General features: G+C 65.6%; 18 protein-coding genes. 10 read left to right on the top strand and 8 right to left on the bottom strand.

Features of this window, described 5'->3' with window-relative positions:
* Positions 1–39 precede the first annotated feature (39 nt).
* The gene (locus AC5P9W_RS05960) at positions 40–1,536 is read left to right on the top strand and encodes an aldehyde dehydrogenase (RefSeq protein ID WP_111097881.1); all 1,497 of its coding nucleotides are present in this window, start codon (positions 40–42) and stop codon (positions 1,534–1,536) included.
* 170 nt (positions 1,537–1,706) lie between these two features.
* On the opposite strand, the gene AC5P9W_RS05965 is transcribed toward AC5P9W_RS05960, so the two are convergent.
* Positions 1,707–2,348: a hypothetical protein gene (locus AC5P9W_RS05965; protein WP_111097882.1), complete on the bottom strand. Its 642-nt coding sequence runs from the start codon at positions 2,346–2,348 to the stop codon at positions 1,707–1,709.
* A 156-nt stretch (positions 2,349–2,504) separates the two neighbouring features.
* On the opposite strand from AC5P9W_RS05965, the gene AC5P9W_RS05970 reads away from it, so the two are divergent.
* Entirely contained in the window at positions 2,505–3,797 is a 1,293-nt protein-coding gene (locus AC5P9W_RS05970; protein ID WP_180832791.1) for an MFS transporter, read from the top strand.
* On the opposite strand, the gene AC5P9W_RS05975 is transcribed toward AC5P9W_RS05970, so the two are convergent.
* The 3 genes from AC5P9W_RS05975 to AC5P9W_RS05985 form a co-directional block, all read right to left on the bottom strand.
* Complete coding sequence (locus tag AC5P9W_RS05975; RefSeq protein ID WP_019659057.1) at positions 3,778–4,239, bottom strand: bacteriohemerythrin; 462 nt, start codon at positions 4,237–4,239, stop codon at positions 3,778–3,780. The two genes, AC5P9W_RS05970 and AC5P9W_RS05975, sit on opposite strands and share 20 nt — an antisense overlap.
* 86 nt (positions 4,240–4,325) lie before the next feature.
* Positions 4,326–5,669: a diguanylate cyclase gene (locus tag AC5P9W_RS05980; RefSeq protein ID WP_111102043.1), complete on the bottom strand. Its 1,344-nt coding sequence runs from the start codon at positions 5,667–5,669 to the stop codon at positions 4,326–4,328.
* Between the two features lie 101 nt (positions 5,670–5,770).
* Positions 5,771–7,306 carry an MASE1 domain-containing protein gene (locus AC5P9W_RS05985; RefSeq protein ID WP_021203552.1) on the bottom strand — a complete coding sequence of 512 codons (1,536 nt, stop codon included), beginning with the start codon at positions 7,304–7,306 and terminating at the stop codon, positions 5,771–5,773.
* A 345-nt stretch (positions 7,307–7,651) separates the two neighbouring features.
* Here AC5P9W_RS05985 and AC5P9W_RS05990 point away from each other — a divergent pair, with 345 nt between their 5' ends.
* Positions 7,652–8,071, top strand: coding sequence for a hypothetical protein (locus AC5P9W_RS05990; protein ID WP_227853851.1), 420 nt, complete (start codon positions 7,652–7,654; stop codon positions 8,069–8,071).
* A gap of 108 nt (positions 8,072–8,179) precedes the next feature.
* Here AC5P9W_RS05990 and AC5P9W_RS05995 read toward each other — a convergent pair whose 3' ends face one another.
* The 3 genes from AC5P9W_RS05995 to AC5P9W_RS06005 all read right to left on the bottom strand — a co-directional run bounded on the left by AC5P9W_RS05995 (position 8,180) and on the right by AC5P9W_RS06005 (position 12,896).
* Positions 8,180–9,769, bottom strand: coding sequence for an MASE1 domain-containing protein (locus AC5P9W_RS05995; protein ID WP_031270281.1), 1,590 nt, complete (start codon positions 9,767–9,769; stop codon positions 8,180–8,182).
* A gap of 191 nt (positions 9,770–9,960) precedes the next feature.
* Positions 9,961–11,568, bottom strand: a complete 1,608-nt coding sequence (locus AC5P9W_RS06000; RefSeq protein ID WP_188250432.1) for an MASE1 domain-containing protein — start codon at positions 11,566–11,568, stop codon at positions 9,961–9,963.
* A gap of 50 nt (positions 11,569–11,618) precedes the next feature.
* Positions 11,619–12,896 carry an NAD(P)/FAD-dependent oxidoreductase gene (locus AC5P9W_RS06005; RefSeq protein WP_111097886.1) on the bottom strand — a complete coding sequence of 426 codons (1,278 nt, stop codon included), beginning with the start codon at positions 12,894–12,896 and terminating at the stop codon, positions 11,619–11,621.
* A 161-nt stretch (positions 12,897–13,057) separates the two neighbouring features.
* Between AC5P9W_RS06005 and AC5P9W_RS06010 the strand changes: the two genes are divergently transcribed.
* The 3 genes from AC5P9W_RS06010 to AC5P9W_RS06020 all read left to right on the top strand — a co-directional run bounded on the left by AC5P9W_RS06010 (position 13,058) and on the right by AC5P9W_RS06020 (position 16,414).
* Positions 13,058–13,819, top strand: a complete 762-nt coding sequence (locus tag AC5P9W_RS06010) for a gamma-glutamyl-gamma-aminobutyrate hydrolase family protein (protein ID WP_111097887.1) — start codon at positions 13,058–13,060, stop codon at positions 13,817–13,819.
* Entirely contained in the window at positions 13,816–15,213 is a 1,398-nt protein-coding gene (locus tag AC5P9W_RS06015; RefSeq protein WP_021203558.1) for a glutamine synthetase family protein, read from the top strand. The genes AC5P9W_RS06010 and AC5P9W_RS06015 overlap by 4 nt, the downstream gene beginning before the upstream one ends.
* Before the next feature lie 91 nt (positions 15,214–15,304).
* Entirely contained in the window at positions 15,305–16,414 is a 1,110-nt protein-coding gene (locus AC5P9W_RS06020) for a polyamine ABC transporter substrate-binding protein (protein WP_019659050.1), read from the top strand.
* Here AC5P9W_RS06020 and AC5P9W_RS06025 read toward each other — a convergent pair.
* A complete protein-coding gene (locus AC5P9W_RS06025; RefSeq protein ID WP_329866202.1) occupies positions 16,411–17,820 on the bottom strand; it encodes a flavin-containing monooxygenase in 1,410 nt (469 codons plus the stop codon). The two genes, AC5P9W_RS06020 and AC5P9W_RS06025, sit on opposite strands and share 4 nt — an antisense overlap.
* A 308-nt stretch (positions 17,821–18,128) precedes the next feature.
* Here AC5P9W_RS06025 and AC5P9W_RS06030 point away from each other — a divergent pair, with 308 nt between their 5' ends.
* From AC5P9W_RS06030 to AC5P9W_RS06045, 4 genes are all read left to right on the top strand, one after another.
* Positions 18,129–19,265 (top strand): ABC transporter ATP-binding protein, encoded by a 1,137-nt coding sequence (locus AC5P9W_RS06030; RefSeq protein ID WP_329866200.1) that lies wholly within the window; start codon positions 18,129–18,131, stop codon positions 19,263–19,265.
* Positions 19,262–20,194, top strand: a complete 933-nt coding sequence (locus AC5P9W_RS06035; RefSeq protein WP_021203561.1) for an ABC transporter permease subunit — start codon at positions 19,262–19,264, stop codon at positions 20,192–20,194. Before AC5P9W_RS06030 ends, AC5P9W_RS06035 begins: the two co-directional genes overlap by 4 nt.
* Entirely contained in the window at positions 20,191–21,033 is an 843-nt protein-coding gene (locus AC5P9W_RS06040) for an ABC transporter permease subunit (RefSeq protein WP_021203562.1), read from the top strand. The genes AC5P9W_RS06035 and AC5P9W_RS06040 overlap by 4 nt, the downstream gene beginning before the upstream one ends.
* An 83-nt stretch (positions 21,034–21,116) precedes the next feature.
* Complete coding sequence (locus AC5P9W_RS06045) at positions 21,117–22,481, top strand: NAD-dependent succinate-semialdehyde dehydrogenase (protein WP_206621640.1); 1,365 nt, start codon at positions 21,117–21,119, stop codon at positions 22,479–22,481.
* The last annotated feature ends 127 nt before the right edge of the window (positions 22,482–22,608 follow it).

Raw genomic sequence — 22,608 nt, forward strand, 5'->3', positions numbered from 1 at the left:
CGCCGGTATAACCGGGGAAACTGTTCCGTGGAGCCCGACATGGCCGACTTTCCCCACCGCAGCCACTGGCAGGCGTTGTCGCAGCAGCTTTCGATGCCCGGCCAGGCCTTCATCGATGGCCGCTACACCGACGCCGCCAGCGGCGCCCGCTTCGACTGCATCAGCCCCATCGATGGCCGTGTGCTCGCGGCGGTCGCCGACTGCGATGCACAGGACGTGGAGCGCGCAGTGCTGGCGGCGCGGCGTGCCTTCGATGCGGGCCACTGGTCGCAGGCCAGCCCGGCGCATCGCAAGCGCGTGTTGCTGGCGCTGGCCGCGCTGGTGGAGAAGCACGCCGATGAGCTGGCGCTGCTGGAAACCCTGGATATGGGCAAGCCGGTGCGCGACGCTCGCCGTATCGACCTGCCCGGCGTGGTGCGCTGCCTGGCCTGGACCGCCGAAGCGGTGGACAAGCTGTACGGGGAAATCGCGCCGACCGGCCCACACGAGCTGGGGCTGGTCACGCGCGAGCCTGCCGGCGTGGTGGCGGCGGTCGTGCCATGGAATTTCCCGTTGCTGATGGCCTGCTGGAAGATCGCGCCGGCACTGGCGATGGGCAATTCGGTGGTCCTCAAGCCGTCCGAGCGTTCGCCACTGTCGGCGTTGCGGCTGGCGGCGCTGGCGGCCGAGGCGGGCCTGCCGGACGGAGTGCTGAACGTGCTGCCCGGCCATGGTGCGCGCGTGGGCGAGCCCTTGGCGCTGCACATGGATGTGGACGTGCTGGCCTTCACCGGTTCCACCGCCACCGGTGCGAAGCTGCTGGAGTATGCAGGACGGTCCAACCTCAAGCGGGTCTGGCTGGAATGCGGTGGCAAGAGCCCCCACCTGGTGTTCGCCGACGCGCCGGACCTGGACGCAGCGGCCAAGGCCGTGGCGCAGGGCATCTTCTTCAACCAGGGCGAAGTCTGCACCGCTGGCTCGCGGCTGCTGGTGCAGCGCTCGATCCGTGAGGACTTCGTGCACCAGGTGATTGCCTATGGCCAACACATGCAGCCCCGCCATCCACTGGAGGCCGATGCACCGATGGGTGCGCTGGTCGACGCCGCGCACGTGGACAAGGTGCTGGCCGATATCGCCCGTGCCGAAGGCGAGGGCGCTCGTCTGCTGATGGGGGGCCATCGGGCCGAGGTGGAGTCCGGCGGCTGCTACGTGCAGCCCACGGTGTTCGACCAGGTGCGTCCGGACCACGCGTTGGCACGCGAGGAAGTGTTCGGGCCAGTGCTGGCCGTGCTTGGTTTCGACGACGAGGCCGAAGCGGTGCGCGTGGCCAATGACAGCCGCTATGGATTGGCGGCGGGCCTGTGGACGCGTGACCTGGGCCGCGCCCATCGTGTCGCACGCCAGCTGCGCGCCGGCAGCGTCTGGGTGAACGGCTGGGACGGTGGTGACATGACCGCCCCGTTCGGTGGCTACAAGCAGTCCGGCAACGGCCGGGACAAATCGCTGCATGCGTTCGACAAGTACAGCGAGATCAAGGCCACCTGGATCCAGCTGTAACGACGCGCCCGCCGAGCGCTTTTCGTAGAGCCGAGCCCACGCTCGGCTGCTGTTTGCTCTTTGTAGAGTCGAGCCATGCTCGACTGCTCTTCGCGAAATGCAGCCGAGCATGGCTCGGCTCTACAAAATGCGAAAAGCCGTCGAGCAAGCTCGACGCCACAGTAATGCGACTACCGGCAACGCGCGCTCACCTGCAGCACCGCCGCACGCAGCATGTCGCGGTCGGCTTCTTCGACGGCGTTCTGGAAATAGTCCATGTCCTGCTTGCCCAGCTCGCACGGGTCGACGATGTAGCCCGGTGGCCACAAACCCAGCAGTTGCGCGACGCCATGCACGATCTGCTCGGGGGTCATCTGCCGACGGATCGGGAAGTAGTTGCGGCGCGCCGCGAATGCCGGGTGTATCTCGCGGCGACCAATAAGACGCGGAGCGACACCCGCAGCGCTGATGCCGTCACCACCGTCGATGCTGCCCGCAGGCAGACTCAGGATCAGTGGCGCCACCGCAGCCGCGTTTTCCGCGGCAGGCTGGGCGCTGTCTGCCTGCGCAACCGGGGCAGGGCGGGGCATCACCGATGCGGCCGGACGCGTCATCTGTGCGGAGGGCAAGGTCGGCTGCTTGGCTACAGGCGTCGGCAGTTCCGGTGGCAGCCAACGCAGCAAGACCCGTGGGCCGTCGTCGCTGCGCAGTTCGATCCGGCCGCTGTCCAGCAGCCACAGAGCAAGCCCGCCATGCACCAGCAGTACCACCAGCCACGCCGCCATCCGCGGCAGCTTCGGCGAATCGGACCACGACAGCGCGACTGCAGTCATCGGCAAAGCGTCCATGCAGGGACCGGTGGCGCAGCCTAGCGGGTGGCCCGAAAAATTCCGTTGGCATCGGTGTCGGCTGAAACCATCGCCCCGTGCGGCCATCGGCCCGTGGCAGAATCGGGCGATCCGCCGTTACCCGTGTTGCCGATGTCGACGATCACCGCTGCCGCGCCGCCCGTGAATTCCCCCCGTCGTGTCCTGCTGGCCAGCCTGATCGGCACCACCATCGAATTCTTCGATTTCTACATCTACGCCACGGCCGCCGTGCTGGTGTTCCCGCACCTGTTCTTCCCGGACAGCAGCGAGCAGGCAGCCCTGCTGCAGTCGCTGGCAACGTTCGCGGTCGCGTTCATCGCGCGCCCGGTGGGCTCGGCAGTGTTCGGCCACTTCGGTGACCGTATCGGCCGCAAGGCCACGCTGGTGGCCGCGCTGCTGACCATGGGCCTGTCCACGGTGCTGATCGGCCTGTTGCCCACCCATGCACAGATTGGCCTGTGGGCCCCCGCGTTGCTGGCGCTGTGCCGCTTCGGCCAGGGCCTGGGGCTGGGTGGCGAGTGGGGCGGGGCGGTGCTGCTGGCCACTGAGAACGCTCCGCCGGGCAAGCGCGCCTGGTACGGCATGTTCCCGCAGCTGGGCGCGCCACTCGGCTTCCTGTTGTCGGCCGGCATCTTCCTGGTGTTGGGCCGTTGCCTGAGCCAGGGTGACTTCCTGCAGTGGGGCTGGCGCATTCCGTTCGTGGCCAGCGCGCTGCTGGTCGGCCTTGGCCTGTGGGTGCGCCTGAACATCCACGAGACCCCCGATTTCAGGCAGGCGCTGGAGCGCAAAGCACCGGTGCGGCTGCCGATGTGGACGGTGCTGCGTGACCACCCGGTGCCGATGCTGCTGGGTACCCTGGGCGCGTTCGCCACCTTCGTGCTGTTCTACCTGATGACCGTGTTCAGCCTCGGCCATGGCACGGCGGTGCTGGGTTACAGCCGCGAGCAGTTCCTGCTGATGCAGATGGCCGGCATGCTGTTCTTCGCGCTGGGCATCCCGCTGTCGGCGCGCTATGGCGACCGCTGGGGGACGCGCCGCACCATGATCGTCGCCAGCGTGCTGATTGTCGGCTTCGGCGTGCTGTTCGCACCGCTGTTCCAGCCGCACAGCCCATGGCTGGTCACTGCGTTCCTGTGCCTGGGATTGTTCCTGATGGGGCTGACCTACGGCCCCTGTGGCACCTTCCTGGCCGAAATCTACCCGGTGGAAGTGCGCTACACCGGCGCCTCGCTGTCATTCAACCTGGCCGGCATTCTGGGTGCGGCGCCGGCGCCGTACCTGGCCACCTGGCTGGCGGAACGCTTCGGCCTGGTCGCGGTCGGCTACTACCTGTGCCTGACTGCGGTAGCTACCCTGTGCGCGCTGGTAGCACTGCACCGGCGCGCCCTGCGGCTCAACCAAAGAAGCGCTTGAGCGTGCGCCCCAGCCAGCCGCCGCCCTGGTGTTCGCGGGCGAACTGGTTCAGGTGCGCCTTGACCTGTTCGGCATAGGCCTGGTCATCACCGCGGATGTGGTTGAACAGCCAGCGCGAGAGCATGGTGCGTAGTTCGTCGCTGATGTCCTCGCCGGCCTGGAAGCGCATGCGGTATTCCGAGACGCGCTTGATGAAGACCTCGTGCACGCGCTTGTGCGCGGCACAGAACGGATAGCCCGCCTCCTCCATCAGCTCTTCTTCGAAGGCGAAGTGCGACAGGGTGTAGTCCACCACCTCGTCGATCACTTCACCCACCGCCGCACGCTGCATGCTGGCCTGTGCCACGTGCAGGTGGTTGAGCATCTCGATGATGCGGCGGTGTTGTTGGTCGATCACATCGATGCCGATGTTCAGATCGTCCTGCCAGACCAGTAGTGCCATCCCCCGGCTCCCCTTCATGCGTATGTCGGGGCCGACTGTAGAACTGCCGCGCGGGTGCGGCGTTGATCTGGATCAAGGCGGGCCGGTCAAGGCAGGGCAGGCTCGCGGGGGCGCAGCGGGCTGGCCACCGTGGTGCAGCTGACCCGGTTGCGGCCACCGGCCTTGGCCAGGTACAGCTGGCGGTCGGCCTCGGAGATCAGCCGGTGCAGCGCATCGCGCTGCGGGCGCAGGCAGCACAGGCCGATGCTCACGGTCATGCGCAGGGTAGCGCTGCCGATGTCCACTTCCAGCGCAGCGATGCGCTGGCGCAGCTCCTCGAAGTACAGCAGCGCCTCGTCCTGCTCCATGTCCGGCACCAGCAGGCAGAACTCCTCGCCGCCGAAGCGCGCGATCAGGTCGTGGTTGCGTGCGTGTGCGGCCACCGCGCCGGCCACCGCGCGCAGCGCGTCGTCGCCGGCCTCGTGGCCGTAGGTGTCGTTGATGTGCTTGAAGTGGTCGATGTCGATCATCGCCACCGCCACGCACTGGCCATGCAGCTGCAGCTGCGGCAGCTGGCGCTGGCTCTGCTCCAGGAAGAAGCGTCGGTTGGGCAGCCCGGTAAGGAAGTCGCGGGTGGCCAGATCCTGCAGAGTGCCGATCAGCTCCAGCTGGTCCACGTTCTGCGAGACGCGGCAGAAAAACTCCTCGCGCGAGAACGGCTTGCGCAGGAAGTCGTTCGCACCGTTCTTAAGGAAGCGTGGGATCAGCGAGGCATCGGTATTGCCGGAGATGCCGATCACTGCCACCTTGTCGCGCGAGCGCAGGGTGCGCAGGCGACGGGTGAACTCCACGCCCTGCATGCCCGGCATTTCCTGATCGACCACGGCGAGGCGGATCGCAGGATGCGCTTCGATCGCAGACAGCCCCTCGTTGCCGTCGGCGGCCTCATGCACCTCATGGCCGTACATGCGCAGCAGGGCTGCGGCATAGCCACGCGCGGACGGCGAATCGTCCACCACCAGCGCGGCGATGCGGCGGTTGCGTTCCAGCCGCTGCACCAGCCACACCAGGTAATCGATGCTGCCGGGGGTGTTCTTCAGCACGTAATCGATGATCTGCTGCTGCAGCACGCGCTTGCGCAGGTCCTCGTCGTACACGCCGCTGACCACCACCGTTGGCAGGTCGCGCTTCAGGAAGAACTCGACCACCGCATCACGGTCGCCGTCGGCCAGCACCAGCCCGGTCAGCACCAGGAACCAGCCGGCACCTTCGCTGAGCAGGCGATCGGCCTCGGCGAGGGTGGAGGCGATCACCACCGGCAGTTCCAGGCGCTGTTCGATGGCTTCGCGCAGCATGCCGGTGAACGCACGGGAATTTTCGACCAGCAGGATCCGCTGTGGCAGGGGATCGGCCAGGTCGCCATCGACGGCGGCCTGCGGCAGGACGGGCATGATGCGGTGGCTCACGAAGGAGGGCTCGGCACGGATAGCGGCGGTTTCGGGCGTAACTTTAGCGGTCCATGGCGGGTGTGTCTGGCGATTTGTAGCTCAGATTAAGGAACGGTCGATGATGGTCTCTGTGTGGGCTCAGATAGCGCGATCCGGAGCCGATTGTGACGGCACTGCACCGCGCCGCCGTAGGGCAGGATTCGGCCAGAGAGTCGTTCAACGGCCTGACTCATGGTGTGAGTCGACAACCCTTGTCTGCGATCGAGCAGGCCCACCACCACGACGATGCCGCGCTGACGTCCGGCAACGCCACAGCGAGCCCGGATGCAGATCTGACCGGATTCCAATTCCAGCAGAATCGATACTGCTTCGATCACGGTGCGGTAGATCGCCAGTTGAAGCTCTACGCTCAACAGGCAGGGGTTGCCGGCAAGGTCATGCACCGTGACGCGATCGCTGTTCTTCCAGACTCCACTTGCGCCACCTGCTTGCAGGGTGACGTAGAGCCCGACTTGCTCCAGTCCGGTCGGATAAACCAGGCTGGCCTGCTCCCGGAAAAGGCGTGAATGCACGGAGGAGGCATGTAGCAGGCTGCTCGCTACCGCGTGGTGGCCTTGGGATTTCAGCCAGTTGACCATCTCGCCGAGCGAGCTGTCCATGCCTTCTCCCAAGTGCTTGAGATGGATGGCCCGTTCACGCAGCTCACGTTCGCTGGTTTGGTGGGAACTGCGTGCCAGACGTAGTGTCGTTTCCTCGGCCAGGCCGCGGGATCGGGCGCGCTGATGGTGATAGCTGATGCTGGAACCGAGCGCAAGCAACGCGACACTCATCACCGCCATGTTCTGTTGGGTGGAAAACGTGCCCAGATCGAACGAGGCCGGCAGGCCGGTGCTGGGGGTGGCGAAATGAAGTGGAAGGTTCAACAGTGGAATCGCGATGGCAGCGCCACGCCATCCATGCATGAAGGTCAAGGTGATGGCGGGCAATGCCGCCAACAGCACAAGGTGCGTACGGGTCGAATGGGCATTCGTCGAAATCAGCTGCATGCATAGCCCCAAGGCCAGCATCAGGGCAATGGCCACGAGGGATGGAACGAGCAACCTCTTCTGCCATGGAGAACCGGAGCGCCGCCGGGCCCAAAGAAGGGCCAGTGGAGCCATGGTAATGATCGCGGCAAAATGACCAAATACCACTCTTTCGGCAGCATCCAGCAGCGTATCTGGGGGAGGAACTGGCCACAGCAGGCGAGAAAGACTCAGGTTGACACCGGTGACCGCAACTGCTGCCGACGTTGAGAGGGACAGCAGCCAGAATCCGGTGGCTGCCTCGGATATGGTTTTTCTCAGATGGAGGTGAACTATCAGCATCGCCATCGGCATCAGCAGCGTGGACGCCAGGATGACCCATTCCAGGCCGTACTCGTCGATCGTAGGGATGCGCAGATATGCAAAGTAGCCCCATTCTCCCAGCAATACATAAGGCCATCGACGTTGTGGAACGATCAAAAGCGCTGCCACCCGGATACCGGCAGGAAGGAAAAACTGGTCCAGGGAAAACTGTCGGGCGGATATGCAGGCAATAGCGTAGGCGGCAGCCAAGAGAAGCCCGGCCGGGTGCACCGGAATGCCGGCTAGTGCCATGTTCTTCACGGCGCTCCATCTCGGATGGGCTGGTACGCGAGCAACGCTCACATTCTCTCGGGGCGGTAACGGTCCAGCGGCGAAAGTAGCGATACTTCGCGGGGTGTGCAACGGTATTGGCAGAAACTCCGCCGTTGTTCGTATCCACGTAGGGCGAGTGATGTGAACGGCGGGGTTGTGAGTGGCGCAGGTATGCTGACAGGGAGGCGAATCCTGAGATTGTTCACGTCGCCATGGGGCACTCAGGGGATATTGCACTATCTGCCAGGGCCGCGCCTGTGTTGCCTTGATGTTGTCCACCTTTCAATCATGGAGATGCCTGTGAGATTTTCCCGGTTGTCGAAGTTGAGCGCCGCTGCTGCGCTGCTGGTCGTTCCTGCGCTGTCGTTTGCCTGCTGTCCGGGCGGAGGGCAGGGTGTGCCACTGGCAACGGCTGGGTTGGGTGAGAGCCAGCCCGCAGCGCTTGATCTGAGTTCAGATCCCGCATGGCTTGTCTACGCATTCGAGCGGGATGGGGTGTCGTACTACCAGGTCAATGATTTGACCGGCCAGGTCAATCTGATCGTTGCCAACATCGAATCGACGTTCTGGGCCTTGCCGGCCGGCAAGACCGTAGCTCGCGTGTCGCTGCCGTCCAAGCCTCTGGCGATACCGAAGAATGCTCGCCGCAGCGTTGTCTTCCGCGGGCCTGATTTTTCTCTGGTCGTCTATGGAGAGGGGCGTGGGGCAGTCTGGTCGGTCGAGCGCGGGGTCAGTAACAAATGACGGGCTGAATACAGGTGGCCTGCCTGTGGCTTGCTTCGCAGAGGGAGGAAACACCTCTACGGGGGCGAGCCACAGGCGTCGCCTGGGCTATTGATCGTCCGCCTGTGATCACTGGCGCGCGGGCGTCTCGCAAATGTCGTTTCGCTTGTATGGAAGTGTTCCGCGCTCGGACTCGCCTGCAGTGTCCAGCAACACCATGGTGATGCGGTGGCCCCGGCATTGCACGCGTCCCGAATAGGCGTGCACGCGTGCAGAGAGTCGATCAATGGCGCTTTCCATGGTTCGCGAGGCGAGTGCGCGATGTCGGTCCAGCAGCGCGACCCTCAGCACGATACCGTGCATGCCTCTATAGCGACCGCAGCGAGCGCTGATCTGGATCTGGCCGGTTTCGTCCTTCAGGAAAAGCGATACGGCTTCGGCAAAGGTGCGATACGCGGCAAGTTGCAGGCCCATGCTCAGCTGGCATGGATCCCCGCCAAGTATCGGACGGACGATCCGGTGGCTGGCGTTCCAGGTTTCGCTGAGTCCACCCGCACGCAAGGCGACATAGAGGCCTGCATGCTCGAGCTCCGTGGGATAGACCATACTGGTCAGTTCACGGAATCGCCGTGAGCGTTGCGAGAAGGTGCGGAGCAGATCAGACGCAGGAACTTCATGGCCATCGGCCTTGAGTTGTTGCACAGTCTCTCCCAGAGCCTCTTCGATGTCATCTGCAATCTGGCGCAGGCCCAGCGCGCGTTCGCGCAGGTCCTGCTCGTTGGCAAGATGCGCCGAGCGCGAGAGTGCATTGACCCGTGATGCTGACATCGCTACAGGTGTGCGCTGATTGTAATGATGGGTGATGCGCGGTCCCAGCGCGATAAGCGCTGTACTGGTGATGGCAATGATCTGCTGGGTGAAGAAGGTGGTCTCGTCGAATGAGCCGGGGAGACCCGTGGTCGGCATGGTCTGGCTGAGGATGATGTTCATCAGCGGAACACCTACAGCGGCCCCCCGCCAACCGTGCATGCAAGTCAGTGCGATGACTGGCAGCACCAGCAACAACTGCAGCGTTGCTCGTGCAGAGTGATCCTCCGTGCCGACCTGGAGCAGCAGAGCGCCCAGCATGCCCAGCGAAGTGAGGGCAGCGATGGTCGGTCGGCGTCGCCAGGTCGTCCAGTCGTAGCCGCTGTGTCGGCGTATCCAGAGCAGCGCCAGGGGCGCGACCGTAAGGATTGCAATGTAGTCGCTGAGCACGTAGAGCATCGCGTTCGTGTAGAACGGCATGCTCGGTGGAGCTGGCCACAGCATGTGAATCAGACCGAGCTTGAGAGAAGTGGCCACCAGCGCAGCGGATGCCGCGATCGAAAGCAACCAGCTTTCGGTGGTGGAAGCTATCAGCTTGTGGTGAAGATGAACGATCAGCGCCACCGCGGGTATGAGGCACGCAGATCCGAAAATGACCCAGGCCATTCCGTAATCTTCAATCATCGGATAGCGCATGTGGGCGAAGTAGGCATACTCGCCAAGGACCAGATACGCCCACATTCGCTTCGGGGTCAGCAAGAGCGCCGCAACACGGATTCCAGCCGGAAGGAAGAACTGATCGACGGAAAGGTGCCAGGTGGCCCAGCACGCGACAGCGTAGAGTACCGCCAGCGCAAGGCCTGCCGGGCGGATACGGAAACTCAGCTCAAAGCCATTTCTCAGCCACTTCAAACGCAAGCCTCCCCTGCTCGTCGAACACTATCGCTGTCCAGTCGATACATGACGCACTCCCTTTAGCGCGACAGTATCGATAGATTCAGATGGGTGCAATCTCACCCTTCTATCCGTGATGCGGACATACGAAAAGGAGACTTGGGGAATGTCACGGCAAGGTTGTGATATTCATCGCATTTTTCACCTGGCTACCAAGAGTGGGGGGCTGTCCCAGGCGGCTTCAGTCCGGCAGGTACACCGGTTCCCCAGACCGAGGCCTCTTCGCCCTGTGATGCATCGGCTGCTTCAATCAGCATCAGCCTGATTCTCCTACGGCCACAATGCAGCGCACCACGATAGGCGGTTATCCGAGCCGATAATTGGGACGTCGCAAGATCGAAGGTTGCCGTTGACAGCGTCTGATGCGGATCCATCGCCGCAACCACAACGACGATGCCGCGGTGACCGGCACGTTGCCCGCAGCGGGCCCGGACCATGAGCTGGCCTTTTTCGCTGCCCAGGAGGATCGAAACCGCTTCGACGATCGAGCGATAGGCTGCCAGCTGCAGACCGGGGCTGAGCTGGCAGGGATCACCCATCAACCTGGGTTGCCCGATTCGATGCGTGGCGTTCCAAGCCTCACGCACCCCACCGGCTTGCAACGCCACATACAAGCCCAGTCGTTCCAGGGCGGCGGGATAGATCATGCTGGCCTGGGCCCGGAACAGGCGTGAATGCACCTCCGAGGTATGCCGCAGGCTGTCAGCCACGGCGTGATGGCCCTGCGCATGCAGCCAGTTCACCATTTCGTTCAGCGACAGGTCCATGCCATCGCCCAACTGGCGCAGATGGGCCGCGCGCTCACGCAGGTCCATCTCGCTGGCCAGATGTGAATTCCGTGCAAGCTGCAGTGCCGCTCTGCCATCTTCCTCGCGCAACCGGTGCTGGTTCTGGAAGTGAGTGATGCGCGCGCCCAGCAACAGCAGGGCGATGCTGGCGATGGCCATGGCCTGCTGGGTAGCGAAGGTCGCTTGATCGAATGACGCCGGGTGGTCCGAAGGGGTGCTCAGGCCAAGGATCATGTTCACGGCAGCGACACCGATGGCCGCACCGCGCCATCCCAGTAGGCAGGTCAGGGCGATTGCGGGAATAGGCAGGATCAACAACAACTGCAGCGAGCCAGGCGCCGTGATCGAGGCAGGTACCGGAGTCGCCTGTCGGCCAACGAGCAGCATGGCTGCGAGTGCTCCTGCCACAGCAGCAACTGACCGGGGCGTCCATTGCTCCTCGGCGCGGCGTATCCACAGTAGTGCCAGAGGCGCCAGGATCAGGATGCCGGTGAAATCGCCCAGCGCATAGCGCAACACGTTGGTGATGAATGACGCGTTCTGCAACGGCTCCCAGAGCAGGTACGAGATTCCCAGGTTGAGCAGGCTGATGACCGTCGCGGCGCATACCGCAATGGAGATCACGCCGACGATCGTGGTGCGTGCCAGCAGCTTCCGATGCAGGCGCACGATCAGCATCACGGCAGGCATCAGGAATACCGAGGCCAGGATCACCCAGGTCAGGTTGTATTTGCTGATCAGGGGGATGCGCAGATGCGCGAAGTAGGCGTATTCACCCATCAGCAGGTAGGGCCAAAGACGGGGCGGGCACAACAGCAATGCGGCCACCCGCACGCCGGCGGGCAGGAAGAACTGGTCCAGTGACAGCTTGCGCGCACCCCAGCAGGCGAGGGCATAGAGCAGCGCCAGCGCCAGCCCTTCGGGGCTGACCCGTATCCTCACCAGCAGGCCGTCTTTCCACCACTGCATCCACGTGCTCCCCAGCTCCTGCGCCGATTATGTGGCTGGGAAGGGCCCCGCTACCACAACGCATCCCGCAGCTTGTACCACGACATCGCCGCCACCAGCAGTGGCGTGCGCAGCAGCCGGCCGCCAGGGAAGGGGGCATGCCGCAGGCGCTGGAACACGTCCAAGCGCTCACTCTGGCCTGCAATGGCGGCGGCGATCACCTCGCCGGCCAGCCCGGCGGCGGCCACCCCATGGCCGGAGAACCCCTGCGCGAAGTACAGATTGCCGTCCAGCCGGCCCCAATGCGGGGCGCGGTTGCGGGTAATGTCCACATAACCGCCCCAGACCTGCTCCAGTGGCACGTCGGCCAGCTGCGGGAACACCTGGTGCATGCGCCGCTGCATCACCCCGCGCAGGCCGGGTGGCGGTAGTGCTGAATAGCTGGCACGGCCACCAAACAGCAGGCGATGGTCGTGGCTGAGACGGAAGTAATCCAGTGCCCAGGCGGTGTCGGCCACGGCCATGTTGTTGCCGATCAGGGCACGGGCGCGTTCGGCACCCAGCGGCGCGCTGGCCCCGATATAGGTGCCGACGGGCATGATCCGCCGTTCCAGCTCGGGCAGCAGGCCCTGCAACCAGGCGTTGCCGGCCACCACCAGATGCGCAGCGCGCACGCTTCCCTGCGCGGTATGCAGGGTGGGCTGCGGTCCGCGCTGCACGCGGGTCACTGCGGAGTTCTCATGGATCACCGCGCCGGCCGCACGCGCCGCATCGGCCAGTCCGCGGGCATAGGCCAGGGGCTGCAGATGCGCGCTGAGCGGATCGAACATCGCGGCGCGGTAGCGTGGGCTGTCCAGCTGTGCGCGCAGGGCATCACGGTCCCACCACTGCATGGGGTAGTCGTAGTGGCGTTGCAGATGCTCGCAGTTGGCCTGCAGGTCGCGCTCATGGCGTTCGCGGATGGCGACGCTGGCGTGGCCTTCCACCCAATGACAGTCAATGCCGTGCCGATCGATGCGTGCGCGCATCGCCTGCACCGCGTCGCGTGACCAGTCGAACAGGTGGCGCGCATCATCACGACCGAGCTGACGCTCCAGTTCGTCCACCTCGCAGCCATAGCCGACCAGCGCCTGGCCACCGTTGCGACCGGACGCGCCCCAGCCGATCCGCTGCGCGTCCAGCACCACCACGCGCTGGCCGCGCGTAGCCAGTTCCAGGGCTGCGGTCAGGCCGGTATAGCCGGCGCCCAGCACCGCGACATCGGCCTGCACATCCCCCCGCAACGAGGGCAGGGCGGGCGGTTCGGGCAGGCTGGCGGCATACCAGCTGGGCGGGAAGGCGGCGCTCACCGCAGGCCTCGCGGGCGCAGTGCGGGAGGGGGGAGCGGGGGAGGACGATCAGCATTCACCCGCGTAGTTTCGCCGATGCGTGACAGCCATGGTGTGACGGCGACGACTTGCCGCCTTCGCCGGGCGACGGGTAACGTGTCGGCACGTCAAGGAGTTTTTCCATGCGCCGCCTGCCCTGGGTGGGCCTGCCCACCGACAGTACCGTGCTCGGCCATCACCGCTTCGCGGTGGCCGGCGAGAAGTACGTGCGCGCGCTGGCCGAGGCCGCCGAAGTGACCCCGGTGGTACTGCCGAGCCTGCAGCCTACTTTGCCGGCTGGCGACTGGCTGCAGGGGCTCGATGGCCTGCTGCTGACCGGTGCGGTCAGCAACATCGAACCGCAGCACTACGAGGGCGGCCGCAGCTGGCCGGGCAATCCGCATGACCCGGCGCGTGATGCCAATGCCTTCGCACTGCTGCGCGAGGCGCTGGCGCTGGACCTGCCAGTACTGGCGATCTGCCGCGGCTTCCAGGAACTGAACGTCGCGCTGGGTGGCAGCCTGCATCCGCAGGTACACGCGGTGCCTGGCCTGGCTGACCATCGCGAAGACCCGCAGGCGCCGGTGGAGGTGCAGTACGGACCGGCCCACGCGGTTACCCTGGTTGCCGATGGCTGGCTGGCGCAGTGGCACGGCAGCGACCGGGCGCAGGTCAATTCGGTGCACGGGCAGGGCATTGCCCGCCTCGCGCAGGGCCTGCAGGTCGAGGCCGTGGCCGACGATGGGCTGGTCGAGGCGGCGCGCAGCCTGCACCATCGTTTCGTGCTCGGCGTACAGTGGCACCCGGAGTGGCGTGTCATGCAGGCGCCGTTCTATCACGCTATTTTCCGTGCGTTCGGCCAGGCTTGCCGGCAGCACCAACAGAACCGACTGGATTCCCGATGAGTTCCCGAACGCGCCCGCGCAAGACGGCCACGCCCCCCGCACCGCAGGAAAGCAGCCTGCTGCGCTGGCTGAAGGAACGGCGCATCACCGAGGTGGAATGCCTGGTGCCGGACATCACCGGCAACGCGCGCGGCAAGATCATTCCCGCCGACAAGTTCTCGCACGACTACGGCACGCGCCTGCCTGAGGGCATCTTCGCCACCACCGTCACCGGCGAGTTCCCTGACGATTACTACGAGCTGACCTCGCCGTCCGACTCGGACATGATGCTGCGCCCCGATCCGGACACGGTGCGCATGGTGCCGTGGGCGGCCGACGCCACCGCGCAGGTCATCCACGATTGCTACACCAAGAGCGGTGAGCCGCACGAACTGGCGCCGCGCAACGTGCTGCGCCGCGTGCTGGCAGCCTACGCCGAGCTGGGCCTGCGCCCGGTGGTGGCGCCGGAGCTTGAGTTCTTCCTGGTGCAGAAGAACACCGACCCGGACTTCCCGCTGCTGCCACCGGCCGGCCGCTCCGGGCGCCCGGAGACCGCGCGGCAGTCGTACTCGATCGACGCGGTCAACGAATTCGACCCGATCCTCGACCTGATGTACGACTACGCCGATGCGATGAAGCTGGACGTGGACACGCTGATCCACGAATCGGGCGCGGCGCAGCTGGAGGTCAACTTCACCCATGCCGATGCGATGGACCTGGCCGACCAGGTATTCCTGTTCAAGCGCACCATGCGCGAGGCGGCGATGCGCCACGGCGTGTATGCCACCTTCCTGGCCAAGCCGATGGAGAACGAGCCGGGCAGTGCCATGCACATCCACCAGAGCCTGGTGCGGATGAGTGACGGCAGCAACGTTTTTGCCGGTGATTCCGATGCCGAGGGCGAGTTCAGCCCAGTGTTCGGCCATTACCTGGGTGGCCTGCAGAAGTACGCGCCGCAGGCGATGGCGTTCTTCGCGCCGAACGTGAACTCCTACCGCCGCCTGGTGTTCGGCGAGGTCTCGCCGAGCAACGTGCACTGGGGCTTCGACAACCGTACCTGCGGGCTGCGCGTGCCGCTGGATACGCCGGAAAACATGCGCGTGGAGAGCCGTTTCGCCGGCTCCGACGCCAACCCGTACCTGGCAATGGCGGCGACCCTGGCCTGCGGCCTGCTCGGCATCCGCGAGCGGTTGGCGCCGGACGCGCCGGTGACCGGCAGCGCGAAGGAACTGGGCTACAACCTGCCGCGCTCGCTGGGCGAGGCGCTGGACGGGCTGGAGCAGTGCAGCGAGCTCCAGGCCCTGCTGGGCGAGCGTTTCTGCCGCGCCTACATCTCGGTCAAGCGCAAGGAATACGAGACCTTTTTCCGCGTCATCAGCTCGTGGGAGCGCGAGTTCCTGCTGCTGAACGTCTGAGCATCTGGAATAGAAAAATCCGCCGCCGGGGGGTAGGCTGGCACCCGTCGCCGGCACCACCGGCCCCCCTTCCCGCATTCTGGAGCACCCGATGAAGCTGCGTATCCTCACGCTCGGCCTGGCCTCCGCCATGCTTGCCGCCTGTGGCGGTGGCAACGGCGGCGCGCAGGACAGCCAGGTCCTGAACGTCTACAACTACAGCGATTACATCGCCGAGGACACCATTCCGACCTTCGAGAAGGAGAGCGGGATCAAGGTGACCTACGATGTGTTCGACAGCGATGAGATGGTCGAGACCAAGCTGCTGGCCGGCAACAGCGGCTACGACGTGGTGGTGCCGACGCTGAACTTCTTCGGCCGCCAGATCCAGGCCGGCGTGTTCCTGCCGCTGGACAAGAGCAAGATCCCGAACCTGGCCAACCTCGATCCGGCGGTGATGAAGCGCATCGCCACCCAGGATCCGGGCAACCAGTACGGCGTGCCGTACATGATCGGCACCACCGGCATCGGCTACAACGTGGACATGCTGAAGCAGCGCTTCGGTGGCAGCACCGACATCGCCAACAGCTGGGACCTGGTGTTCAAGCCGGAGAACATCAGCAAGATGAAGGACTGCGGCGTGACCATCCTGGACACGCCGGCCGACATGATCCCGATCGCGCTGCATTACCTGGGCCTGGACCCGCACAGCGGCGACCCGGCCGAACTGCAGAAGGCGGCCGACCTGCTGAAGTCGATCCGCCCGTACGTTCAGAATTTCCACTCCTCGCAGTACGTGGGTTCGCTGGCCAACGGCGGTACCTGCCTGGTGGTCGGCTGGTCCGGTGACATCATCCAGGCCCGCGACCGCGCCGAGGAAGCCAGCAATGGCGTGCACGTGGCCTACTCGATCCCGAAGGAAGGTGCGCCGCAGTGGTTCGACATGCTGGCGATCCCGAAGGACGCCAAGCACCCGGAAGCGGCTTACAGGTTCATCAACTACCTGCTGGAACCGAAGGTCGCTGCGGCCAACACCAACTTCATCCACTACGCCAACCCGATCCCGACCGCAACGCCGCTGGTGGACGAGGCGATCCGCACCGACCCGACCATCTATCCGCCGGCGGATGTTGCCGAGAAGATGTTCACCTACTCGATCAACACGCCGGAGACCGACAAGCTCTACACCCGGCTGTGGACCGAGGTGAAGACCGGCCGTTAAGCGGGTCTGGCGCCGCCGGGCGTTGCCCGGCGGCCGCCTTGCTTCACCGTGCCGGAATCGGTACCGACGCCCTCGCCAAGGTGCCTCAGGATGGCCGGCAGCAGGTCGCGTGCATCGCGGCCGCCGTTGCACAGGAACGACGAACTCATCCGCTGCAGGTTGTGCATGCCGATGAAGAACAGGCCCGGTTGCGGGGAAACGCCAAACTCGCCCAGCGGATAGCCGTGGGCATCCAGCGCGCCCTGCACATCGAGCCAGGGCCACTCGGCGACGAAACCGGTGGCCAGCACCACCGAGCGGATGTCTGTGGACGGCAGATCCAGCTCGCACGGGGACGGTTCCGGCTCCCAGTGCAGGTAGACCTCTTCGGGAATGTAGCGGGCATCGTCGGTGCGCGGTTCGGGCCGCGTGGCGTAGTACGCGCTGGCCAGCGAATCGAGATAGGCATACTCGGCCCGCGTCGCTTTGATCGCGGCGCGAAGTTGCGGGCGGACATCGGCGAAGCGGGCGGTGTTCCCATTGAATTCCTGCAACCGGCCCAGCAACCTGATGCCTGCACGGTGCATCGCCAGCAGGCTGATCGAACTGCCCAGGCCGGCGCCTCCCTTGCCGGAAATCAGCGGGAACTCCGCAGTGCGGGCCTTGCGCAGCGCGTCCTGCTCGCCTGCCAGTACGGCCGCCGATTGGCTTACGTGTTGATGGATGCGCCCGGCCATGTCCCACCAGGTCATCGAGTCCTTGCCGCGCAGCCGACGGGTGTGCGAATGACGATCGGCCAATGACCAGTACACGCTGCGACCACCGTCGCGCAGGTCCTGGGCGATCTGCGCGCCGGACTGGCCGCCGCCGATGACCAGCACCGCGCCCTCGGGTAGCCGGCCGGGACTTCGGTAGTCGCTGGAGTGCAGCACGGTGAGGCCTGGTGCGGGCGCGAAGGGGGCCCGGGGCAACCGCGCCCGGCGGTATTCACCGGTGGCGACCACCACCGCCTGGGCATGGATCAGCCCCCGGCTGCTGTCGATGGCATAACCACCAGACTCGGGCCCGACCCGATGGACCACGCACCCCTCGCTGATCGGCAACGAGCGCTCGTCGGCATAGTCGCGCAGCCGTCGGATCACTTCCGGGGCCCCCATGAACCCTTCCGGGTCATCCCCGGCATAGGCATGGCCATGCAGGGCCATGGTCGCGTTGGCGGTGTTGGTCTGGAACGAATCCCAGCGCCGCCGCCAGCTGGCACCCACGGTTTCGGCCTCCAGCACGCGATGCTCGACGCCGGCCTCCTGCAGGAGCGCGCTGAGCGACAACCCGGCCTGGCCGGCGCCGATGATGACCAGCGGCAGCCGTGCAGGCAGGCAGCCCGGCAGGCGGGGCGGGAAAGGGGAGGGGCTGTCCGGGGAAATCACAGGGTCGGTCCATGCAAGGCCTAGATCCGGGGCATTGCGCGGGGAATGTCCCGGGCTTTCAATGGATCACGCTCTGAAAAATGTTGCAGATCGGGCCGCCGCCCGTGGTGCCTGGCCGGGACGGCCGTCCGGGCGTCGAGGAGAGCCCGGGCCTTCCGGCGGACAGGCCACCATGGCGGGGGAAAACCGACACTGCTCTAGCCCCCGAGGCCGGCCAACGGCCGCTTCCGCCTGCCTCCGTCATATCCCCTGCAGCCCCCGGCCGTTAGAATGGCGGCCGCTGTCCACCGCCCGCTCCCGGAGCCCCCATGCCCGTTGAAGCCCAGCCGGTAGCCGCCGTCGTCGACACGACCGGTGCGCCCGGCTATCTCTCCATTCGTGATTTGCGCAAGGAATTCGACGGTTTCGTCGCCGTCGACGACGTCAACCTGGACGTGCGCAAGGGCGAGATCTTTGCCCTGCTCGGCGGCTCCGGCAGCGGCAAATCGACCCTGCTGCGCTGCCTGGGCGGCTTCGAGACGCCCACCAAGGGCAGCATCACCCTCGATGGCCAGCGCCTGGACGCGCTGCCGCCGTACCAGCGGCCGGTCAACATGATGTTCCAGTCCTATGCGCTGTTCCCGCACATGACGGTCGAACAGAACATTGCGTTCGGCCTGAAGCAGGATGGTTTGGGCAAGGACGCGATCAGCAAGCGCGTCGGCGAGATGCTCGACCTGGTGCAGATGGGCCACCTGGGCAAGCGCAAGCCACACCAGCTGTCCGGTGGCCAGCAGCAGCGCGTGGCGCTGGCGCGGTCGCTGGCAAAGGGGCCGAAGCTGCTGCTTTTGGATGAACCGATGGGCGCGCTGGACAAGAAGCTGCGCTCGCAGATGCAGTTGGAACTGGTCAGCATCATCGAGTCGTCGGGCGTGACCTGCGTGATGGTCACCCACGACCAGGAAGAAGCGATGACCATGGCCACCCGCATCGCGGTGATGGATGCCGGCTGGATCCAGCAGGTCGGCAAGCCGGACGAGGTCTACGAGCAGCCGGCCAACCGCTTCGTTGCCGAGTTCATCGGCTCGGTCAACCTGTTCGACGGGGTGATCGACGAGGACCTGCCCGAATACGTGACCGTGCGCTCGACGCTGTTCCCGGCGCCGATCTACATCGCCCATGGCATCACCTGTTACGAAGGGCAGCCGGTCGCATTCGCGCTGCGCCCGGAAAAGGTGATGATCGGCAAGGACGAGCCGGAAGGGCACACCAACAAAGCGCAGGGCGTGATCGAGGACATCGCCTATTTCGGCAGCCATTCGGTCTACCACGTGCGGCTGCCCAGCGGCGCCAAGGTGCTGGCCAACTTCGCCAACTCGCAGCGCTGGGCCAGTGATGGCTTCACCTGGGGCGACGAGGTGTGGGTGCACTGGCGCGACAACGACGGCGTGGTGCTCACCTCATGAGCGTCGCCGGCCTGAAGCGCTGGCTGCCGGGGCTGCGTGCCACGGTGATCGGCATTCCGTACCTGTGGCTGCTGCTGTTCTTCGCAGTGCCGTTCCTGATCGTGCTGATGATCAGCTTCTCGCTCAGCCGGGTCGGCTCGCCGCCGTATACCTGGCTGCTGCAGTACGCCGACGGCGGTTTCTCGCTGAAGCTGAACCTGGAAAACTACCTGGCGCTGTTCCGCGATTCGATCTATGCCCAGGCGTTCCTGAGCTCGATCAGGATCGCGGCGATCTCCACCTTCTTCACCCTGCTGATCGGCTATCCGATGGCCTATGCCATCGCGCGCCTGTCGCCCGCCGCTCGCAACGTGGCGATGATGCTGGTGGTGCTGCCGTCGTGGACCTCGTTCCTGATCCGCGTGTATGCGTGGAAGGCGATCCTGGACCGCAACGGCCTGCTCGACCAGTTCCTGCAGTTCACCGGCCTGCAGACGCTTATGACGTCGATGGGCCTGCCGAAACTGCAGCTGATCGACACCCCGACCGCCGCCTACATCGGCATCGTCTACTGCTATCTGCCGTTCATGGTGCTGCCGCTGTACGCCAATCTGGTCAAGCATGACCACCGCCTGCTGGAAGCGGCCTACGACCTCGGTGCCAAGCCGTGGCAGGCGTTCCTGCGCATCACCCTGCCGTTGTCGAAGGCGGGCATCATCGCCGGCTGCATGCTGGTGATGATCCCGGCGGTGGGTGAATTCGTGATCCCGGAAATGCTCGGTGGTTCGGAGACACTGATGGTCGGCCGCCAGCTGTGGAACGAGTTCTTCAACAACCGCAACTGGCCGGGCGCGTCGGCGATGGCGGTGGCGATGATCCTGTTGCTGCTGGTGCCGATCCTGCTGTTCAACCGTTCCCAGCAGCGCCTGCTGGAAGGGAAGCAGGCATGAGCCCGCGTACCGCCAAGGGCCTGGGGCTGGGCGTGCTGCTGCTGGGCTTCGCCTTCCTGTACCTGCCGATTCTGCTGTTGATGTTCTATTCGTTCAACAGCTCGCGGCTGGCGATGGTCTGGGCCGGGTTCTCCACCCGCGCCTACAGCGACCTGTTCGCCGACCGCGCGCTGATGGAGGCGATGTGGACCAGCCTGGTGGTGGCGTTCTGGACTGCGTGTACCGCTACTGTGCTGGGTACGCTGGCGGCGATGGTGATGACCCGTTTCAAGCGCTTCCGCGGCAAGCCACTGTTCGGGGCGCTGGTCACCGCGCCGCTGGTGATGCCGGACGTGATCCTGGGCTTCTCGCTGATGGCGCTGCTGGCATCGATGGGCGCGATTCCCGGCTTCCCGGCGCGTGGCCTGGCCACCATCTGGATCGCGCACGTGACCTTCACCCTCTGCTTCGTCACCGTGGTGGTGTCCTCGCGCCTGCAGGAAATGGACCTGTCGCTGGAAGAAGCGGCGATGGACCTGGGCGCCAGCCGGTTGACCGTGTTCACCCGCATCACCCTGCCGATCATCGCGCCGGCGCTGGTGGCGGGTTGGCTGCTGGCGTTCACCCTGTCGCTGGATGACGTGGTGGTGGCCAGCTTCGTCGCCACGCCGGGCTCGACCACGCTGCCGATGAAGGTGTTCGCGTCGGTGCGCATGGGCATCAGCCCGAAGATCAATGCACTGGCCACGCTGCTGGTGTCGGCGGTATCGATCGCCGCGGTGATCGGCTGGTACATCAATGCCCGCGCCGAGAAGCGGCGCCAGCGCGACCTGCAGCTGGCGCGGCAGGACAACGGCTGAGTACACGATCCGTCCACTGTGCCGGCAACACCCGGCTCACGGCCGGCGGCGCACAATGGGGGTCTTCCAGATGGAGATCCCCCATGACCGTCGAGATCGTCGACCCGGCCACCGGCCAGGTGACCTACCGCCATGAACTGATGGGCGCTGCCGACATCGAGCAGCGCCTGCAGGCCGCCGCCGATGCCTTCCCCGGCTGGGCCGAGCGTTCACTGCAGGAACGCGGCGCGATCCTGCGCCAGATCGCGGCTCAGCTGCGCACGCGCCGCGACGACCTGCAGCAGGCGATGACCCACGAGATGGGCAAGCTCAAGGCCGAGGCGCTGGCCGAGGTCGACAAGTGCGCGGCGGCCTGCGAGTACTACGCCGACCACGCGGCCGACTACCTCAAGCCGCAGCTGATCGATACCGAAGCCCAGCGCAGCTACGTGCGCTACGAGCCGATCGGCTGCGTGTTCGCGGTGATGCCGTGGAATTTCCCGATCTGGCAGGTGTTCCGTTTCCTCGCCCCGGCGTTCATGGCTGGCAACGTCGCCCTGCTCAAGCACGCCAGCAACGTGCCGCAGTGCGCCGACCTGATCCTGGCGGTGTGCCGTGACGGCGGCCTGCCTGATGGGGTGTTCGACGTGCTGCACATCGACAACGACCAGGCCGCCGACGTGCTGCGCGACGCACGGGTGAAGGCGGTGACGCTGACCGGCAGCGAGCGGGCAGGGCGCTCGATCGCCTCCAATGCCGGCAGCCAGCTGAAGAAGTCGGTGATGGAGCTGGGTGGCAGCGATGCCTTCGTGGTGCTCGACGATGCCGACCTCGACAAGACCGTGGCCGCAGCGGTGAAGTCGCGCTTCGACAACAGCGGCCAGACCTGCATCGCGGCCAAGCGGTTCATCGTGGTCGAGGCGGTGGCCGATGAGTTCACCCGTCGCTTTGTGGAGGCGGCGGGCGAGCGCCAGTACGGCGATCCCGATAAGCCTGGCACCACGCTGGCACCGATGGCTCGCGCCGACCTGCGTGACGAACTGCACAAGCAGGTGCAGGCCAGCGTGGCCAAGGGCGCGCGGGTGCTGATCGGTGGTGAGCCGATAGCCGGCACCCATGCCGGCTATCCGGCCACGGTGCTCGACCAGGTCGGCCCGGGCATGCCGGCGTATGACGAGGAGCTGTTCGGGCCGGTGGCCGCGGTGATCCGGGTCAAGGATGAGGCCGAGGCACTGCGCGTGGCCAACGACACCCGCTTCGGCCTGGGCGGCAGCGTGTGGACCGGCGATCCGGTACGCGGCGAGCGCTTCGCGCAGCGCATGGAATGCGGTGCGGCGTTCGTCAACGCCATCGTCAAGAGCGACGCGCGGCTGCCGTTCGGCGGCAGCAAGCAGTCAGGCTTTGGTCGGGAGCTGGCTGACCATGGCATCCATGAGTTCATGAACATCAAGACCGTCTACGTGGCTTGATCCCGAGCGGTAGTGCCGGTCGCTGGCCTGCATTGCCCTGATTGCCGGCCAGCGGCCGGCACTACCAGAAGCGGGTCATGTGCCACCACCAACGGTCGGGGCCTACCGGATTGCGGGGTATCGACGC

It is taken from the genome of Stenotrophomonas sp. YJH_SMC_33 (assembly GCF_059372295.1).

Bases quoted from the DNA above. Each gene is read 5' to 3' on its own strand.
- AC5P9W_RS05975 (WP_019659057.1), bottom strand. From the start codon at position 4,239: ATGGCACTACTGGTCTGGCAGGACGATCTGAACATCGGCATCGATGTG.
- AC5P9W_RS06035 (WP_021203561.1), top strand. From the start codon at position 19,262: ATGAGCGTCGCCGGCCTGAAGCGCTGGCTGCCGGGGCTGCGTGCCACG.
- AC5P9W_RS06020 (WP_019659050.1), top strand. From the start codon at position 15,305: ATGAAGCTGCGTATCCTCACGCTCGGCCTGGCCTCCGCCATGCTTGCC.
- AC5P9W_RS06040 (WP_021203562.1), top strand. From the start codon at position 20,191: ATGAGCCCGCGTACCGCCAAGGGCCTGGGGCTGGGCGTGCTGCTGCTG.
- AC5P9W_RS06030 (WP_329866200.1), top strand. From the start codon at position 18,129: ATGCCCGTTGAAGCCCAGCCGGTAGCCGCCGTCGTCGACACGACCGGT.
- AC5P9W_RS06015 (WP_021203558.1), top strand. From the start codon at position 13,816: ATGAGTTCCCGAACGCGCCCGCGCAAGACGGCCACGCCCCCCGCACCG.
- AC5P9W_RS05965 (WP_111097882.1), bottom strand. From the start codon at position 2,348: ATGACTGCAGTCGCGCTGTCGTGGTCCGATTCGCCGAAGCTGCCGCGG.
- AC5P9W_RS05985 (WP_021203552.1), bottom strand. From the start codon at position 7,306: ATGGCACTAGCCGGCATTCCGGTGCACCCGGCCGGGCTTCTCTTGGCT.
- AC5P9W_RS06010 (WP_111097887.1), top strand. From the start codon at position 13,058: ATGCGCCGCCTGCCCTGGGTGGGCCTGCCCACCGACAGTACCGTGCTC.
- AC5P9W_RS05980 (WP_111102043.1), bottom strand. From the start codon at position 5,669: ATGCCCGTCCTGCCGCAGGCCGCCGTCGATGGCGACCTGGCCGATCCC.
- AC5P9W_RS06045 (WP_206621640.1), top strand. From the start codon at position 21,117: ATGACCGTCGAGATCGTCGACCCGGCCACCGGCCAGGTGACCTACCGC.
- AC5P9W_RS05960 (WP_111097881.1), top strand. From the start codon at position 40: ATGGCCGACTTTCCCCACCGCAGCCACTGGCAGGCGTTGTCGCAGCAG.
- AC5P9W_RS06000 (WP_188250432.1), bottom strand. From the start codon at position 11,568: ATGCAGTGGTGGAAAGACGGCCTGCTGGTGAGGATACGGGTCAGCCCC.